Genomic DNA, 17,000 nt, shown 5'->3' with positions numbered 1-17,000 from the left:
GTTAATGCTGCTCTAATCTTTCGTCTTACCTATATCTATGCATCAGGAATTCCGTCTCATTCCAAAGCCTTTAACTCCTATCATATCATCAAATGTAAAGATGTCCTAGCCTGTAATATATAAGTATATTTTAACATATACATACCCACTATTCCGTCCAATACCCAATAAACCTCTCGCACCTATCTTGAATCTGTCCTACTGGATTTTCTGTAAAATAGTCTCATTAATCAACCATTCTGCCCGCTTGGGCAGGAATTAGTCTTCGGTACTTTCATATTATTATGACATAGATATGCTACAAATTTACAAATCTTAAGATGAAAAGATAAATAAAACAAACTTTTTTCCACTATAGTCTTAGTGCACCCCCAACCCCGCACCACATCATACCTGTGAAGGAGAACTGTGAATGAAAAAAATCGTGTTAATGCTCATGATTTCGCTTATGGCCTGTATTCCCTGGGTCACCATTGTTGAAGCGGCAGAAATTAATCATGATCAGGTTGTCGGATTCCAGGAGGTCACACCAGTCACTGTAACACAGCAAGCAGCCAAGCGTTTTCAGCCATTTCTGAAAGTCTATCATGGATGCGTACCTTTCCCCGCAGTGGATCAACAGGGCAATACCAGCGCTGGCTTGAATACCTCCGGGTCATCGAATGGAAACTGTAGCTCAAGTACAGGACAGATCTATTCCCGTTCCGCCTGGCACAATGGGGTATGGGCCATCATGTATTCGTGGTATTTTCCCAAAGACTCACCCTCCACTGGACTCGGTCATCGTCATGATTGGGAAGGAATCGTCGTGTGGGTAGACAATCCGGCAGCTGCCAATTCCAAAATCCTCTCTATCGCATATTCCGGTCACGGCCAGTTTACAAAAGTCACACCGAGCAATTCCAATACACAAGGTAACCATCCGTTGATCTCCTATAATAGTACCTGGCCGCTGAACCATGAACTTGGCGTTACCAGCGCTGTTGGCGGAACTCAGCCTTTAATCGGATGGGATGATCTGACCTCTGCGGCACGAAATGCGCTCAACACCACGGACTTTGGCAGTGCCAACGTGCCTTTCAACGATAACAATTTCACCAATAATTTAAATAAAGCCTGGTTTAGATAAAAAAATCCCCTTCAAGTGAACAGCTCACTTGAGGGGGATTTTCATATAAGGCTATCGTGAATCGATAGCTTACCTTTTCAGCCCTGTCTTCTTACCGCTTCTTCAGCCAACCTCAAAATCCAATTTTTCTCCCTGCACGTAACTGTTTATACCAGAAATACACGGTGCAGCCTACACAATAACCAAGCAAAGCTGCACTTGCGGCCCCAAGAAGCATGACCGAGAATACATAACCTGCGACTACCCAGCCGAGCGAAAACGAGATGAGTGCCAGAGATAGGAAGAGCACGGCCAGAATATTGTTGAATCGCTGTAGCTCCACCGCCTGCGTCTCTGTACCTTTCCCAGTCAGCACGGCTTTGCCAATCTGGACGAACAGATTCAATTTGCCGCCGGAAGCTAGCCCAACCACCTGAATGATCCACAGCACGCCCAGAACTACCAGCGGATTGAACACAAACGAGAGCAAAACAAACAATACAATCCCAACCTGATTCGCTTTCACATAGCGCATAGGCACTTCCCGCATCTGCATATCTCCTTATCCCCATTTTATTAGTTGGTTTTATTGTAGTCGGTATTGGGGCAATGAGCAACACTTCATTTAAGGGGAGTAAAATCTCTTTTCAATACATCCCAATGGGGAGTCGGGGTGCCTGTTGTCTTTTTCCAATCCGTGAATGCGTCACTTAACGCTTCGATCTCACCAAAAGCACCAGCTAAGAGTTTATGCATCGGAAGAAAGCTATAGATTTTCAATAATAGATACAACACGCGTTTATGTTTACGAATCAATCTGCCCTGAATCTCGGGTATAACCGATATACCCATAGCCTCCAGTACGCTGATACCCTCATCCATCGCCTCAATCATATGCACAAGTTGCCGCTTGTTGCCATCCAGTTTTTTCAACTCATACTGCTCATTAAAACTCACTGCATTAAGCATTAGTATGGGGATGATATGGCTTTTCAGCCAGGCATCAATATCGCTTAGAACATTCAACTTGTATTTCACATGTTCGAAAGCTTGATCCAGCAAAGGTTTAAAGGCTATCTCACCATCCAGACTGCCAATCACCATTTGTGCGCTCCCTCCACCGATGGATAACATGCGGTCCTTTTCACGCCTACCTCCACTCACATGGAATCCGAACGCGACCTGTTTTCCCATTGGACTATGCTCTTCCAGATAGGTCTGCATGCTTCGTGCATCTGCGTTGTTTCCCACGATCACAATATTGCTAGTCTGATTCTCTGCCAGAATAGGTAACACGGAAGGAAAATCGTTGTATTTCATTACAACAAAAATCAGATCATATTGGTCATCCACCTCCAACGTTCTGGCTACCCGAACCGGATCAACTGTCGTTTTGAATTGGAAAACATGCCGGATAACGATTCCATCCTTCTCCAGCTCCTCTGCCCGCTTCCCTCGAGCCAGAATAGTGACATCATTGCCACCACGCACCAGAACTTGCGCCAGTTGACTGCCCAAAACACCTGCACCATACACTAATATCTTCATTGGATATCCCTCTATTTCATATTTTATCAATATTCGTTGCTTTATGAACATTTGTTGATAAAATAAGAGTATCAAAGCAACTGGCGTGCTTCAATCGCTAAAATATCCGCTTTCGTTCAATAATCAACGAAATACTCATTATTGTTGATAATCATAAAAAATTAGAGGAGGCGCCATGGACAGACGTGTGCTAAAAACAAGAAAGGCCATTATGGAGGCTTTTGTGGGATTGCTGGCAGAAAGGGATTTCGAGCAAATGACCATCAATGACATTGCCGATCGAGCGAATGTTAACCGGGGAACGATCTATTTGCATTATACAGACAAGTTTGATCTGCTGGACCGCTGCATTGAAACCTATCTGCAACAATTAGTAGAAGCCTGCATGAATGATCATTTTCAGACTCCACTAACTGCAAAGGACGCCCTGCTCCGCACCTTCCGCCATCTCGAAGAACATGCATCCACTTATACCACGCTTCTAACCAAAGAAGGGATTCCTGCATTCCGAGCAAAGCTGATGATGCTTATGATTCAGGGCGTTGAGGAACAAATGAATGCATGCGGCGTCCAAGGAGGCATGAATAAAGAGATAACGACACAGTTTCTTGCTTCTGCTGCCGTTGGCCTGATGGAATGGTGGATTATGAATGCCATGCCTTATTCTGCGGAAGAGATGGTTGACCAGTTAATCGCGTTGCTGGAACTCCATCTGAGCCTGCCTGCCTTAGCGGTAAAATGAACACCCTGTCTCCTGAAAGACTAGTCTATGCAGGCGTGGAGGACGTCCACTAATCTCCCGCCTACAACTTAATCTCAAGCCTACAGTGATTTCACACGCCGCAGGAAGTTATTATAGGCAAAGCCCCGCACCTGCTCTTCCGAATAATGTTTAAGCAACTCATTAATCAGATTTTGGCTTTGGGCTGCATGTTCAAGCTGCTCAACATGGCTGGTGATCCCGTCAAAATCAGAACCCAGACCAATATGGCTTACTCCTCCAAGGGAGCAAAAATGATCGATATGCTTGATCAGATCAGCGATCGTAGCGTTACCCTCTGCAACAGATTTGATAAACTCAGGGAAATAGACCACATGTACCGTAGCATCTTTAGCAAAGAGTGCCTTGGCCTGTTCGTCGCTAAGGCTCCGAGGGTGATCATATACCGCTTTTGCATTGGAGTGACTCGCGATCAGATAATCGGCAATGTCGAGGGTATCCCAGAAACCGCGTTCGTTCAAATGACTGACATCCGTCAGGATTTTATGCTTATTGTTAAACTCAACGATATTACGTCCAAATGCGGACAACCCTGCCCCTCTAGGCTCCAAAGCCCCATCCGCAGCAAGATTAGCATAGTTCCAGGTCAAGCCGACCGAGCGGACTCCAAGGCGATACAGAATGCTCAGCTTATGGAGGTCATTCCCGATAGGATCAACACCTTCCAGTGTAAGAAAGGCACCGATCTCATGCTCCTGCAACTGATCAATATCACTCCAGCGGGTGATGTGTTTGATGTCCTGATTTTTCTCCAACACTTCCTCATAAAAATAGTGGATCTGATCCAGCGCAGATTGAAACTTCTCCGTATCATTCAGATTGGGAGGCACGAACACTGCGAATCCCTGCACCTTAACCCCACCTTCGATCAGGCGTTGTTTGCTGGTCTCCAGCTCAGGTGCGTCATGGAAGGAGAGTTGACCCTTGGCAAGCCATATTCTAAACAGCGAATCACAATGCAGATCTATAATGTGCACAGATTATGCTCCTCTCGAAACCAATGATAATGTTGTGACCCTCCATACCTTCATCATCTGATCTTCCAGCCCTTCATCATTTGATGTCCCAGACCTCATGAAGAAATTGAACAATGCGATCCACTGATTGCTGAACCAATGCCTCACCTTTTTCCACGGTAGCAAGCGACGGAGAACCGACCACACCAGACTTGGAGATGGACGAAAGGCGGCCATATTTCACGATCTCTGGAAAAGAATCTTCATAGGAAGGCACTTCATCTGCGATCTTATCCTGATTTACGAGCTCAGGGTGCAGATGCAGCAGAACTGAGGTGCCAATCTCCGCCGCGTGACCGTTAGCCCATTTGCCGGATTCAGATATGCCATGATCCTGTGCCTTGATGAATCGCCAGCAATCAATCTGCGCGGCCTGCACGTCACCATGCTGCTCCCGAAGCTGATGAACAATCTGATTAATCACCGGGACATTACCGGCATGACCATTGATGAAAAGGATACGTTTGAATCCCCATGTAATCACACTATGTACGATATCGCCAAGATACGCCTTCAGACTTTCTGGACGAATCGTAATGGTTCCGGGAAAATCATTCAGAACATTGGAATCACCAGTTTCTACCGATGGTCCAATAACAGCACCGACACGTTCGGCTACCAACTCGGCTAACCGATCCGCAAGCAGGCCATCCGAGCCAAGGGGCAGATGAGGGCCATATACCTCGATTGCGCCTACGGGGATAATCACAAGCTCCGTTTGCTTTTTATATTCCTCGAACACCGTCCAGCTAATCTCTCTAAGTTTACGGCTCTGTGTCATCGTGATCTCTCCTGTCGGTATAGTTATGTGAATAAAATAAATCCTTCAAAGGCTTCAAATGCTTCGCTTATGCTTTGGCATACAGATGACAGGCGACGTAGCGACCTCCCACATCCTGCAACTCCGGCTTATCCGTCCGGCAAACATCCATGCACGCGTGACAACGCGTATGAAAACTGCATCCGGAAGGCGGATTGGCTGGACTGGGTACATCCCCTTGTAGCACAATTCGCTCCTTCTTGATCAGCGGGTTCGGACTAGGTACCGCGGACAATAACGCCTGTGTATAGGGATGCAACGGTGCTTCGAACAAGTCTTTTTTATCCGCAAGCTCAACGATGCCGCCCAGATACATTACACCAATACGGCTGCTAATATGTTTGACTACGCTCAGATCATGGGCGATGAACAAGTAGGTTAGCTTGAACTGCTCCTGCAAGTCCTGAAGCAGATTAATAATCTGTGATTGAATGGATACATCCAGCGCGGATACAGGTTCGTCGGCAACGATAAGCTTCGGATTCAAAGCAAGTGCCCTGGCAATGCCAATCCGCTGTCGCTGTCCCCCACTAAACTCATGACCATAGCGGTCTGCATGACGGCTGCTTAAACCGACGATTTCCAACAACTCATCCACACGCCTCGCTCGTTCTTTGCCCGTTGCTGCCTGATGGATATCAAGAGGCTCGGCGATGAGTTCGCCTACAGTCATGCGGGGATCGAGGGAGGCGTACGGGTCCTGGAATACCATCTGCATATCTTTCCGCATCTTGCGCAGCTCTTCCGGCGGCAGTCCAACCATATTTCGTCCCTCATAGATAATTTCACCTTCTGTTGGACGAAGGAGCTGTAGTAATGTCCGACCTGTTGTTGATTTGCCGCATCCACTCTCTCCAACGAGCCCCAGTGTCTCCCCTTTAAAAATAGTAAACTTCAGACCGTCTACGGCCTTCACTTGTCCCACCGTACGATTAAAAACGCCTTTCTTGATCGGAAAATACTTCTTCAGATTGTTCACCTCAAGCAGCGGCTCATTCATTGAATCGCCTCCTTCGCATCTGCATGAAGCCAGCATCTGGCTGTGTGTCCGTTCTCTACCGTCTCCAGCTGTGGTAGCTGTTCATGACAAATATCTTGCGCATATTCACAGCGGGGGCTGAAGCGACAGCCTTGTCTCAAACTGCCGGGCGGCGGAACGCTACCTTTGATGGAATAGAGCCTGCGTTCATTGGTGTCGAGTGTTGGCATCGATTTGATCAGCCCCTGTGTATAGGGATGTTTCGGATTCGTAAATAGTGTCAGTACATCGCACTCTTCAACAATCTGACCGCCATACATCACGGCTACACGGTCACACATCTCCGCAACAACGCCGAGGTCATGGGTAATTAGCAAAATGGAAGTCCCTTCGCTAGCCTTCAGCTGCTGCATAAGCTCCAAAATTTGCGCTTGAATGGTAACGTCGAGCGCGGTAGTTGGCTCATCGGCAATGAGCAGCTTCGGGCTACAGGCCATTGCCATGGCAATCATGACCCTCTGCCTCATGCCACCAGACAAGCGATGTGGGTATTCATACAGAATCTGCTCAGGGCGTGGAATACCGACAAGGCGCAGCATCTCAATCGCTCTCTCTTTGGTCTCGGATCGACTGACTTTCCGATGATTACGAATCGCTTCCCGAATCTGGTCTCCAATCGTGAACACCGGATTGAGCGAAGTCATCGGTTCCTGGAAGATCATCGCCATTTCATTGCCTCTTACGGTTCGCATCTCCTTCTCCGAGAGGGCAAGAATGTCTTTGCCGTCGAAGGTAACGGAGCCTTCGACCTTTCCTTGCGTTAATCGCATGGCGGTTAACGAGGTAACACTTTTGCCAGAACCAGACTCACCAACAATCCCAACCGTCTCTCCTTCATAGATCGTAATATCGACACCGTCTACTGCAGGAATGATACCCTCGCTTGTGTGAAAATACGTCTTGAGTGCCTTCATTTCAAGTAATTTGCGTTTCAACGCGAGCCCTCCTTGTCATTTCCGGCACAGTAAGCTGCGCTCTTGTTGTCTGCTGCCATTCCTTGTGAAGCGGAGCAAACTATACCTTCATCTTGGGATCAAGCGCATCGCGCAGTCCATCTCCCAGCATATTGAAGCCCAGGACAACAAGCATAATCGCCACACCTGGCACGATAGAGATATGAGGTGCAGCTCGCAGGAATTCCCGGCCCGTGCTCAGCATGGTCCCCCACTCCGGAGAAGGCGGTTGAGCCCCCATCCCCAGAAAGCTCAGTCCAGACGCAGACAGGATGGCCGTTGCAACCCGCAACGTGGATAGAACGATGATTGGAGCGATACTGTTCGGAATAATATGTTTGAAAATAATTCGGCTATGCTTCGCTCCCATGGATCTCGAAGCTTCAATATACTCTTTGCTCTTAATGGAGAGCACCGCACTGCGCGAGATCCAGGTGAACGATGGAACAGAGAATATGCCAATGGCAATCATCAGATTCATCATGCCGGGTCCAAGAACGCTAACAATGGCCAGTGCGAGCAAAAAGCCTGGAAAAGCCATAAAAATATCGGTAATCCGCATAATCAGCGCTTCGATTCTGCCCCCAAAATAACCGGCGATTGTGCCGAGTGCGACGCCAAATACAACAGAGATAACCACACCAACCATACCGACCATCAACGAAATACGTGAACCGTAGAAGATACGCGAGAGCATGTCTCTTCCATACTCATCGGTTCCTAAGGGATGACTGAGAGACGGTGACTGCAGCAGCTTATCCATATTTTGCTCCAGTGGATCATATGGCGAAATCCATGGCGCCAGAATCGCGATCAACATAAACAAGGTGACGATCCATAGGCCAATCATCGAGCGTTTATTGCTGCCTACTCTTTTCAGAATCTGCCTTAACAATCCACTTCTGATGGGTGCAGCTGCTGGACTTACCTGGACGGATATGGGCACAGCCTTAGGTTCACTCACGGTTATGCCTCCTTCCGGTCATAGCGTATTCTCGGATCTACAGCGGCATAACACAGGTCCACGAGCAGGTTAATAATGACAAAGATTAAGGCAACAAACAGAATGCTCCCCTGTACAGCCGAGTAATCCCGGAATTGAATCGATTGAATGATATATCTGCCCAGCCCGTTCATCGAAAATACCGTTTCCGTCAGCACCGCTCCACCCAGCAGATTGCCGATTTCCATTCCAATGACGGTAATGATAGGCACGAAGGCATTTTTAAGTGCATGCTTATAAATAATGAGCCACTCGCGTACTCCCTTGGCTTTGGCTGTCCGAATGTAATCCTGATTGATCACCTCAAGAATACTGGATCGCGTCAGGCGGGCAAGTACAGCAGCGGAGGATATGCCAAGTACAAGCGCAGGCAGTATAAAATGCTTAAATTCACTACTGCCGCCGGAAGGCAGAATGGGAATATAATATGCGAAAACAAGAATCAGAATAATGCCTAGCCAGAACACAGGCATCGATATGCCGAATAACGAAAAGGCCATTGAAGCGTGATCCCGCGCACTACCTGGCTTGGTTGCAGCGATCACCCCGGTGAATAAGCCTATGACAACCGTTACAAGCGTGGCAAGCAATGTCAAAATGACCGTGTTCGGAAAACGCTCCAGAATTTCCTGAAGGACCGGATTATCCGAACGCATCGACGTGCCAAGATCACCTTTCAGCAATTGCAGATTGTACTGCACATATTGCTCATACAGCGGTTTGTCCGTGCCCAGCCGCTCCCGAATGATCTGAACTTCCTCCGGACTCGCATCCATCCCGGCAATCAGCTCTGCCGGATCACCGGGAACAAGCTGAAGGATGACGAACGAGAGTAGAGAAACACCGATTAAGGTAGGTATCATTTGAAGCAATCGCTTCAGAATATAGTTAAACACGTTGTGCTCCTTCCTGGCTGATTGCCCGGTTCAGGCCATCCTGACGGTTAGCCGTACAAATGAGCTTGTCTATGCAAATGGGAAGGGAGCTTGGCACGAACATCGCGAACCCGCTCCAGGTCAATGCGGTAAGGAATTAACGTCTCCGTCTCGTCGCCACGTGCAACGACAACCCCCATCGGGTCAACAATCAGGCTCTGCCCGATATAAAACTCGTTGATTTGGTTCACGGCAACGACATATGCGGTATTTTCCAATGCTCGTGCAGTGACGAGTGTTTCCCAATGTTGCTCTTTGACATGTCCGCGTACCCAGCCGGATGGAACCAGAATGATGTCCGCACCATGCAGTGCTTGGTAACGAGCAATCTCCGGAAATCTCAGCTCATAACATACGAACAATCCCAGTTTGCCAAAAGGCGTATCGATCGGCTCGAACAATGCTGTGCCCGGTTTAATATCACGTGATTCCTTCGCTCCGAAAGCATCGTATAGATGGGTTTTACGATAGCTGCTTACGATCTCCCCATCGGAATCAATGATGACAGCCGTGTTATAGACCCGATCATCATTGGAATCCTCCGTCGTCTCCCGCGTACCGAATACAACCCAGACACCATATTGCTTGGCAAGCGCGCGCATCGTTGTGGCAAAATGCCCATCGAGCGGCTCTGCATCTTCCAGCTTCTGTTCCCGCGGCGTGCCGATTTGGTAGAAACTCATGAAGGCTTCCGGGAAAACAACGATATCTGCGTGATGAATACGCGTTGCTTCCTCTAGTGCTTTTTCCGCTTTATCCAGGTTCTCCTGCTTGGTGCTGGACGACCCGAACTGTGCCATAACGAGTTGAAAGGTCATAGCTGTACTCACACTCCTCATTCGTTTTTTTGCAAAACATCCTCTTCATTTCAGTCATAGATTGGTACTTTAATTCGTTCATACGCCCATTTATTCATTGCTTCACATAGGGTAAAGGTGCCGTCTGCACGGCACCCTTCTGCTTATTTGAACTTCACACCACGCAGATCCCATAACAGTGAAGGCAGGAATGTAATGCCTTCAACCTTGCTCGAATAACCGACTTGAACGCTATCTTCGTACAGTGGAATCCATGGCGCATCCGCTTTAATCAGTTGCAGAGCCTCGTTGTAAGCAGTTTGGCGTTCTTCCTTATCCAGCGCTTGACCACCAGCAAGAATAAGTTCATCTACCTTGGGATTGTTGTAGTACGCATAATTGGACTTGCTTGTGGAGATAAAACTATCCCTAAGCAGAGCATCCCCGTCGCCAGTATATGAAGACGCGCCTCGAACAAACAGATCATAGCTATCTGGATTTTTGAGTGCATCGAGATAAGACGCAAGTTCCAGCACCTGTAGCTCTGCTTTGAATCCCAGTTGTTGAAGGCTGTTCTGAACGAATTCCGCAGCAGGACGATCCTGAACCGTGTTGGCAGCCAGAATAATACGCAGTGGTGTTCCTTCCGCAACACCTGCTTCTTGCAGCAGCTTCTTCGCGGCTTCCACATCGTAAGCGTAGGCACCTACGTCCGCATAACCAAAGGAATTTTTAGAAATAAACGAAGTGGCGACTTCAACACGTCCCTCATACAGTTTCTTGACCAACGTTTCGCGGTCGATCGCCAGATTAAGAGCATTGCGAACCTTCACATCATCAAATGGTGCATTCTTCGTGTTAATGCCGATATATCCCACACGGTTGGTGGAACGGGTATTCACCGTAAAGTTGCTATCATTGGACAGGCGTTCAATGTCTGTAGCTGGCACTTTATCGATGATGTCAGCTTCATCGGATTCAAGCATGATGACACGAGCAGCATTTTCAGTGACCGTTTTGAACGTAATGCCACTGACATCAGGTTTGCCACCCCAATATTGCTCATTGGCTTCAAGCACAACCTCATTGCCTGAACTCCAGTTCTTCAGCTTGAAGGGGCCCGTACCTACAGGTTCTTTAGCAATACCCTCCTCATTTTCCTGAATGGATTTGGAGCTAATAATACCACCAGAGGTCACTGCAATATTGTTCAGAAAGGCGCCCTGTGGCTCTTTTAACTGGAACACGACCTCGGAATCACTCGACGCGGTGACGGATTCAATGAACTGCCCCAACGTTGCATATTGGGAAAGCTTCTTATCCGGATTGATCAGACGGTCGAAGTTCACTTTTACTGCCTCCGCATTGAAGGGTGTTCCATCCTGGAACGTCACATCTTGGCGCAGCTGGAAGGTCCACGTTTTTCCATCTTCCGATGTCTCCCAGCTTTCGGCCAGTTGTGGGACAATCTCAAGTTTGTCATTGAATGTAACCAGGCGGTCATAGATCTGATAATTAATAAAGTTGGAGATGGAATCGGTGGAGTTATGTGGATCGAAACCAATGGCATCCCCCGTTAATGCGATGGTCAAATCCTTGAGCGAAGCGTTCTCGGCTGAGCCACTGCTATTGCTTGCAGACGAATTGGCATTCGTGTTCGAATCAGCTCCGTTGCCACAGCCAACGGCAAACAGTGATAAGGCAATCAGGATACCGCTAAACTTGTGGATCAAAGGTCTCTTTTTCATCTCGTGGTTCCCCCTTTATGGTCTGTTGCATCGTGATCGGTGGAATGGGCTGTAAAGAGCTTCCCATATCCGAGTTCCTGTCGGTGTTGTTCTTCCTTACGCTGTTTGTCCTGAGCAATGACCCCGATCTCCTTGGCGTACCGCGGATTAATGACAAAGACACCATCATCATCACCAACGATCAGATCACCGGGCTGAATACTGACGCCGCTGACGCTCACCGGTGTGTTGACTTCGCCCTCAAGCTGCAATGAACGAGTCGTTAGTGCACTAATGCCTTTGGAGTAAATGGGAAATCGCAGCTCTGTAATCGGACGAACATCGGTCACACAACCAGATATAATCGCTCCGGCAATTTTTTTGTCCAATGCTGCATACGTTACAAATTCACCCCAACAAGCGCGTTGCTCATCGCCTGACATATCCACAACAATAATGTCGTTCGGCTGGGCAATCTCAAAAGCGTGACGGATTGCAGATGCGTCAAGGTGAGGAATGCGCACAGTGACGGCATTTCCCAGCAATCGAATGGGACGGAACAGTGGCTGTAAGCCATTTAGAAAACCAAAATCAGTCATATGTCCGATTGTTGATGGACTAATATCCGAATAAAGCTCTAGCAGCTCATCGGTAACCCCCTGTACTCTTGGCTCAATGCGATACATAAGATGAATTCTCTCCCCGCTTACTAAAATGGTAAATAATAAATCTTATAAGAATAGTAAGATTTAAACTTAATGAAGAGAATAGCATTGCCTGTCCTTGGCAGTCAATGCATTAGCATATAGATAATTCCAATCGTTGAATAGGCGAAAACTATCGATCTTTGTCGTAAAAATGTGTTATCGACAGGGTATTATTCAAGGGATAAACAAGGGTTGAGACTACTTCAATCATCACAAAAAAAACCACGTCCAAGGACGTGGTTTAATTGTTTTATGAAAAAATTAACCTAATGCGTTCGATTCAAGAAGGAAGCCTAAGCTTTGTTACATCTCTCCAGCAAAATCTGGATCTGGCGCTCCAGCCACTGCCCAAGCAATGGATGTGGCAACAGCGTCTCACCGCTGTACACATAATCCAGTTCCTTCAGCCGGTCCGGGATTACGTTCCTCGTGAAGTAACCGGCACTCAAAAACAGCGGCGCCACAATGACTCGGTTCCCCCGCTCTTCGCTCCAATACTTCACTTTGTCGTACAGACTCTCTGGATTCAGCAATGCATAATCCGTATAGGCTACGCCACTAACTTCCTGCACACGCTCCGAAAGGGAGGCAATTCCCGCTTCCCAACGCTCACGAAATCCATCATGAATACTACCGTGTCCCACCAGCAGAATCGTTTCCTGCTCCGATTGCTGCGAGAGCGATCGGACTTTGTCCCACACCATCACTGCAATATCCGGATCATTATCTACTGGATAACCAAAGTGAACCCGGGCTGTGACCTGGAACGGTTCCAGATCTGTTTCCCGCTCAGGTGCTTCCTTTGCACCAATGGCAAATTCAATTTCATCCACATGTGTACTCCCGGACGAAACGAATAAAGGTACAACTAAGATATCGGTTACGCCTTGCGCTTCCAGTCGGTCGATACCGTCCTGGATCAGGCGTCCTTCCACCAACTCAAGAAATCCGGCTTCAACCGGCAACGGGAGGGGCAGATTCAACCGGGAGATCGCGTCATCGACGGATTCCACCCAGGTCTGCTCCTGAGAACCGTGACTGATGATGAGTACACCCGGCTTCTTCATGTTAGCGTCCCAGGCGTTCCAACGTCATTTTATAACCATCATTGCCGTAATTCAGGCAGCGTTTGACACGTGAAATCGTGGCTGTACTCGCACCCGTCTCAGCTTCAATCTGGTTATACGTATTGCCTTTGCCCAACATACGAGCCACTTCCAGCCGCTGGGACATGGATTGGATCTCGTTTACCGTGCAGAGGTCATCAAAGAAGACATAACACTCTTCAATATCTTTTAAAGTCAAAATAGCCTCAAATAGTTGTTCAATGCTTTTATCATTTAGCTTTTTCAGCTGCATTTCATCATCATCCCCTAGCGGTTACTGTGTACCTACATTGTACTCACCCTGAGTTGGTATTTCAAGCGTTACCGATTTCACGCACTACAGAATAAAAATACATGTTACCGCTTACAAAAGGTACTATTGTCCTCTCCTCGCGCACAACTAGCGAAATTATAGCGCTATATCCCAGTTTTCACCTGTATATTTCCGATTACTTATGTAGGAATTCAATCAACCTAAATGTTACAATTTTGTGTCTAAACTGCATTTTCCTGTATGAAAACCTCACGGCATGTCTACGCGCCCAAATCCGCAAATATCCCGTTTTCCGGGATACCCGCCTACGCCGTCTCTCCGCTAATGACATACAGTATAGCAAAAGGGAGTTCCACTAGGGTCTATGATGTTCATCTGTCATGCAACTCATGGAACGCAATTCCGAAATCCAACATAGAAGGAACGTGATCGTTCATGCCACAGCATTATTATCACCGCCAGCCAGCACAAGGGCAGCGTCCGTCTTCTCATGCTCATCGGCAGGCACATACTTCTGCCTATATGCCGCCCGGTGTGGTTCCGCGGTCTTTGAATGAAACTCAGATCCAACCGATGTATCCTGGCGTAGAGCCCCATTACCCTGGCTTCGGTGAAGTCGAAGCATCAGCCATTGTACCCTATGGGCAAGGTGTCCCTGGCGGGAACTTTTATGGAGGTGGAGCCCAGGTCGTTCCCCCAGCTCCGGTACAGGCGCCTGCTTCAACAGGTGGTTCCGGCTTTTCGTTAGCCAACATTGGTGAGTTAAAAGGAATGATCGACCGCTTCGGCGGGATTGATGGAATCATGAGTGGAATAGGCAAAATGCAGAAGGTCGTCGGCGGCATCCAGCAGATGGCTCCGATGATGAAGCTCGTTATGGGCATTCTGCCTTTTGGAAAAGGAAAAACGAATGACAGCGCGGCTGATGCAGACTATGAAGAATACACGCCGCCCCGGAAACGTACACGCAAGCGTCGGAACAAACCAACGAGTGTTCCACGTCGCCGCAATACGACGCCAACCCGCCGCAAATCCAATTCCACGAAGCGCCGTCCCAAAAGTCGCAAAGGTTAAAACCATCCAGGCACCCCCTTATAGAAGGTGGGTGCCTTAACTCTTTTCTTCAATATACATAGAAAATTCAGGAACTTATGTTCTTATTCCTGTAATTTGAGGTATACTGAATAGTAACTGAAGGAGGCGGACCATGGAACTTTTCAAAGACAAATACACTCCCGCATTAATCGGTCGGACTGGTGAATTGTTGCGTCAATTCTACCCGAAGCTGGATACCCAGCAATTTCATGAATTAGTGTTCGCTGAAGGCTGGGAACAGTTGGAATTCAAAGCACGGATACGCCGAATCACACTGGCCTTAACCCAAGTGCTGCCCGATAATTATGAAGAATCATTACATATCATCGAACAAGCTGCCCCCCATATGAGAGGCGTTGAATATCTGTTTGTACCGGATTTTATCGAAGTGAACGGACTGGACCCAGAAGATTACGAGCTATCCATGAAATATCTGACCGTCTTCACACCTTATTCCAGCTCCGAGTTCGCGGTACGCCCGTTTATTGATCGTTATCCGATCCAATCTATGAAACATATGATGGCGTGGGCAGATAGCAACAACGAGCATATTCGCAGACTTGCCAGTGAAGGTAGTCGGCCCCGTTTGCCATGGGGAGCTAAACTCCAGGGATTCATCACCGATCCAACACCTGTACTGCCAATTCTTCACGCGTTAAAAGCGGACGAGTCCCTCTATGTCCGGAAAAGTGTGGCCAATCATCTGAATGACATCTCCAAAGACCACCCTGAACTGGTGATGGATCTAGCCACGACCTGGTACGGACAACATACGCACACGGACTGGATTGTCCGGCATGCCAGCAGGTCATTACTGAAGAAAGGACATCGCAAAGCGCTAAGTCTTTTTGGTTACAATGAGCAGGATGCGATTCATATTGAGCAACTTCAGCTTGCTCACGACACAGTCGCTATCGGCGAGAATCTTCATTTTTCATTTGATGTGGTCAATGAGAGTGACGAGTCACAGATGCTGAGAATTGAATACGAGATGGGCTATATGAAGGCGAACGGCAAGCAGGCTCCCAAACGATTCAAATGCTCCGATAAAATGTACCCGACAGGCACATCCAAGGTAGCCACCAAACAATCGTTCAAAGTCATTACAACGAGAAAATATTATGCCGGTCTGCATACGCTAACCATTCTTGTGAATGGCAAAGAAGCAGCTACAACTTCTTTTGTTCTTGAAATGGAGTAACAGGAAGTCATCCTAAGTTATACACAGCTTATTGCAGCGGAATAGTTATACACATGTGGATACAAAACTTTCAACACCTTTAGTACTTTTATAGAAGAATCAGAAAGGCCACCTGGCAAACATCATCTCCCGACAGATATTACTGCCTGAGATCATGGCCCAGTGGCCTTCTTCATATGTAGTTCAAACTGCAATTCCCCTTACCCACCCTCACCGCTATCCAAAGACCTGCATATGGTCGTAACAATTAGAAAGATACACGATACATCCATGCTGCGCATTCTTGTAACAATATTGGGCTAAATGATGATGTGGGTTAGACATGGCCCAGCGTCTACCAGGTTTCCAACTTCCCGTTGGTGGGTTATGCTCGCTTCATTTGGATAGGGTTACCGACGCAGTTTTATTCCTCGATTAAGTCTATGGTCCAGTTCTTCTCCTGAATTTTAAAATCCAGTTCCCGGTAGGATTTCGAAAGGCTATCCACTTTATGTTGAATATCTGCTATGTTCACGGTTCGCTCATACTTCACTTCAGAACGACTATACCGATCCTGGCGAATGGACGCATTCTGCAAAACTTCGTTAAACGATGCTCTTTCTTGCATGATTCCATCCCGCTCTGCAAGGGCATCTGCAAGCGTAACTCCAGCGGTGAAGTCAGTCTGTGCATTGGTCTTATTAATTTTCTTAACCAATACCGTCAGGCTCCGGATCGTATTCTCCAGGTCAATCATAAGCAACTGTGGGTCCTCTGCTGGCTGTTCACCTTCCTGAACTTTAACTACGCGTTCCAGACGTTGCTTGAGCTGAGCTATCTTCTTCTGCTCATCTGCACGCAGTACAAGAGCCTCTGCCAATCTCATCGTATCCCATCCTTCCACAATGATA

Annotated in this window: 18 protein-coding genes; 4 read left to right on the top strand and 14 right to left on the bottom strand. The window is 47.6% G+C overall.

Going from position 1 to position 17,000, the window contains the following annotated elements; genetic code table 11:
- The first annotated feature begins 412 nt into the window (after positions 1-412).
- Positions 413-1,129 carry an NPP1 family protein gene (locus tag MHI06_RS03900; RefSeq protein WP_340400503.1) on the top strand — a complete coding sequence of 239 codons (717 nt, stop codon included), beginning with the start codon at positions 413-415 and terminating at the stop codon, positions 1,127-1,129.
- 112 nt (positions 1,130-1,241) lie between these two features.
- Here the strand turns inward: MHI06_RS03900 and MHI06_RS03895 are convergent, their stop codons facing one another.
- Both MHI06_RS03895 and MHI06_RS03890 read right to left on the bottom strand, forming a co-directional pair.
- Complete coding sequence (locus tag MHI06_RS03895) at positions 1,242-1,658, bottom strand: DUF4395 domain-containing protein (RefSeq protein ID WP_340400502.1); 417 nt, start codon at positions 1,656-1,658, stop codon at positions 1,242-1,244.
- Between the two features lie 71 nt (positions 1,659-1,729).
- Positions 1,730-2,656, bottom strand: coding sequence for a 2-dehydropantoate 2-reductase N-terminal domain-containing protein (locus MHI06_RS03890; RefSeq protein WP_340400501.1), 927 nt, complete (start codon positions 2,654-2,656; stop codon positions 1,730-1,732).
- 175 nt (positions 2,657-2,831) lie between these two features.
- Here MHI06_RS03890 and MHI06_RS03885 point away from each other — a divergent pair, with 175 nt between their 5' ends.
- Positions 2,832-3,398, top strand: a complete 567-nt coding sequence (locus MHI06_RS03885) for a TetR/AcrR family transcriptional regulator C-terminal domain-containing protein (protein WP_340400500.1) — start codon at positions 2,832-2,834, stop codon at positions 3,396-3,398.
- An 80-nt stretch (positions 3,399-3,478) separates the two neighbouring features.
- Here MHI06_RS03885 and MHI06_RS03880 read toward each other — a convergent pair whose 3' ends face one another.
- The 11 genes from MHI06_RS03880 to MHI06_RS03830 all read right to left on the bottom strand — a co-directional run bounded on the left by MHI06_RS03880 (position 3,479) and on the right by MHI06_RS03830 (position 13,793).
- Positions 3,479-4,414 (bottom strand): dipeptidase, encoded by a 936-nt coding sequence (locus tag MHI06_RS03880; RefSeq protein ID WP_340400499.1) that lies wholly within the window; start codon positions 4,412-4,414, stop codon positions 3,479-3,481.
- 76 nt (positions 4,415-4,490) lie between these two features.
- Complete coding sequence (locus tag MHI06_RS03875) at positions 4,491-5,234, bottom strand: creatininase family protein (RefSeq protein WP_340400498.1); 744 nt, start codon at positions 5,232-5,234, stop codon at positions 4,491-4,493.
- Between the two features lie 67 nt (positions 5,235-5,301).
- On the bottom strand, positions 5,302-6,273 hold the full coding sequence (locus MHI06_RS03870) for a dipeptide ABC transporter ATP-binding protein (RefSeq protein ID WP_169482969.1): 972 nt from the start codon (positions 6,271-6,273) through the stop codon (positions 5,302-5,304).
- The gene (locus MHI06_RS03865; RefSeq protein ID WP_340400497.1) at positions 6,270-7,247 is read right to left on the bottom strand and encodes an ABC transporter ATP-binding protein; all 978 of its coding nucleotides are present in this window, start codon (positions 7,245-7,247) and stop codon (positions 6,270-6,272) included. Before MHI06_RS03865 ends, MHI06_RS03870 begins: the two co-directional genes overlap by 4 nt.
- 79 nt (positions 7,248-7,326) lie before the next feature.
- Positions 7,327-8,229, bottom strand: a complete 903-nt coding sequence (gene nikC / locus MHI06_RS03860) for a nickel transporter permease (protein WP_340400496.1) — start codon at positions 8,227-8,229, stop codon at positions 7,327-7,329.
- Positions 8,230-8,231: 2 nt separating this feature from the next.
- A complete protein-coding gene (locus MHI06_RS03855; RefSeq protein WP_169482968.1) occupies positions 8,232-9,164 on the bottom strand; it encodes an ABC transporter permease in 933 nt (310 codons plus the stop codon).
- A gap of 47 nt (positions 9,165-9,211) precedes the next feature.
- Entirely contained in the window at positions 9,212-10,021 is an 810-nt protein-coding gene (locus MHI06_RS03850) for a carbon-nitrogen hydrolase family protein (RefSeq protein WP_340400495.1), read from the bottom strand.
- Between the two features lie 143 nt (positions 10,022-10,164).
- On the bottom strand, positions 10,165-11,748 hold the full coding sequence (locus MHI06_RS03845; protein WP_340400494.1) for an ABC transporter substrate-binding protein: 1,584 nt from the start codon (positions 11,746-11,748) through the stop codon (positions 10,165-10,167).
- Positions 11,745-12,413 (bottom strand): RraA family protein, encoded by a 669-nt coding sequence (locus MHI06_RS03840; RefSeq protein ID WP_340400493.1) that lies wholly within the window; start codon positions 12,411-12,413, stop codon positions 11,745-11,747. The genes MHI06_RS03845 and MHI06_RS03840 overlap by 4 nt, the downstream gene beginning before the upstream one ends.
- 314 nt (positions 12,414-12,727) lie before the next feature.
- Positions 12,728-13,501: a CbiX/SirB N-terminal domain-containing protein gene (locus MHI06_RS03835; protein WP_340400492.1), complete on the bottom strand. Its 774-nt coding sequence runs from the start codon at positions 13,499-13,501 to the stop codon at positions 12,728-12,730.
- 1 nt (position 13,502) lies between these two features.
- Entirely contained in the window at positions 13,503-13,793 is a 291-nt protein-coding gene (locus MHI06_RS03830; protein ID WP_017690665.1) for a YerC/YecD family TrpR-related protein, read from the bottom strand.
- Between the two features lie 456 nt (positions 13,794-14,249).
- Between MHI06_RS03830 and MHI06_RS03825 the strand changes: the two genes are divergently transcribed.
- Positions 14,250-14,888, top strand: coding sequence for a tyrosine protein kinase (locus tag MHI06_RS03825; RefSeq protein ID WP_169482963.1), 639 nt, complete (start codon positions 14,250-14,252; stop codon positions 14,886-14,888).
- Positions 14,889-15,021: 133 nt separating this feature from the next.
- On the top strand, positions 15,022-16,110 hold the full coding sequence (locus MHI06_RS03820) for a DNA alkylation repair protein (protein WP_340400491.1): 1,089 nt from the start codon (positions 15,022-15,024) through the stop codon (positions 16,108-16,110).
- A gap of 403 nt (positions 16,111-16,513) precedes the next feature.
- On the opposite strand, the gene MHI06_RS03815 is transcribed toward MHI06_RS03820, so the two are convergent.
- A complete protein-coding gene (locus MHI06_RS03815; RefSeq protein WP_036606052.1) occupies positions 16,514-16,975 on the bottom strand; it encodes a DIP1984 family protein in 462 nt (153 codons plus the stop codon).
- Positions 16,976-17,000 lie beyond the last annotated feature (25 nt).

It is taken from the genome of Paenibacillus sp. FSL H8-0079 (assembly GCF_037991315.1).
In the GTDB taxonomy this organism is placed as follows: Bacteria; Bacillota; Bacilli; order Paenibacillales; family Paenibacillaceae; genus Paenibacillus.
The sequence above is the reverse complement of the archived record's forward strand: the minus strand, read 5'-3'. Positions and strand labels throughout refer to the sequence as shown.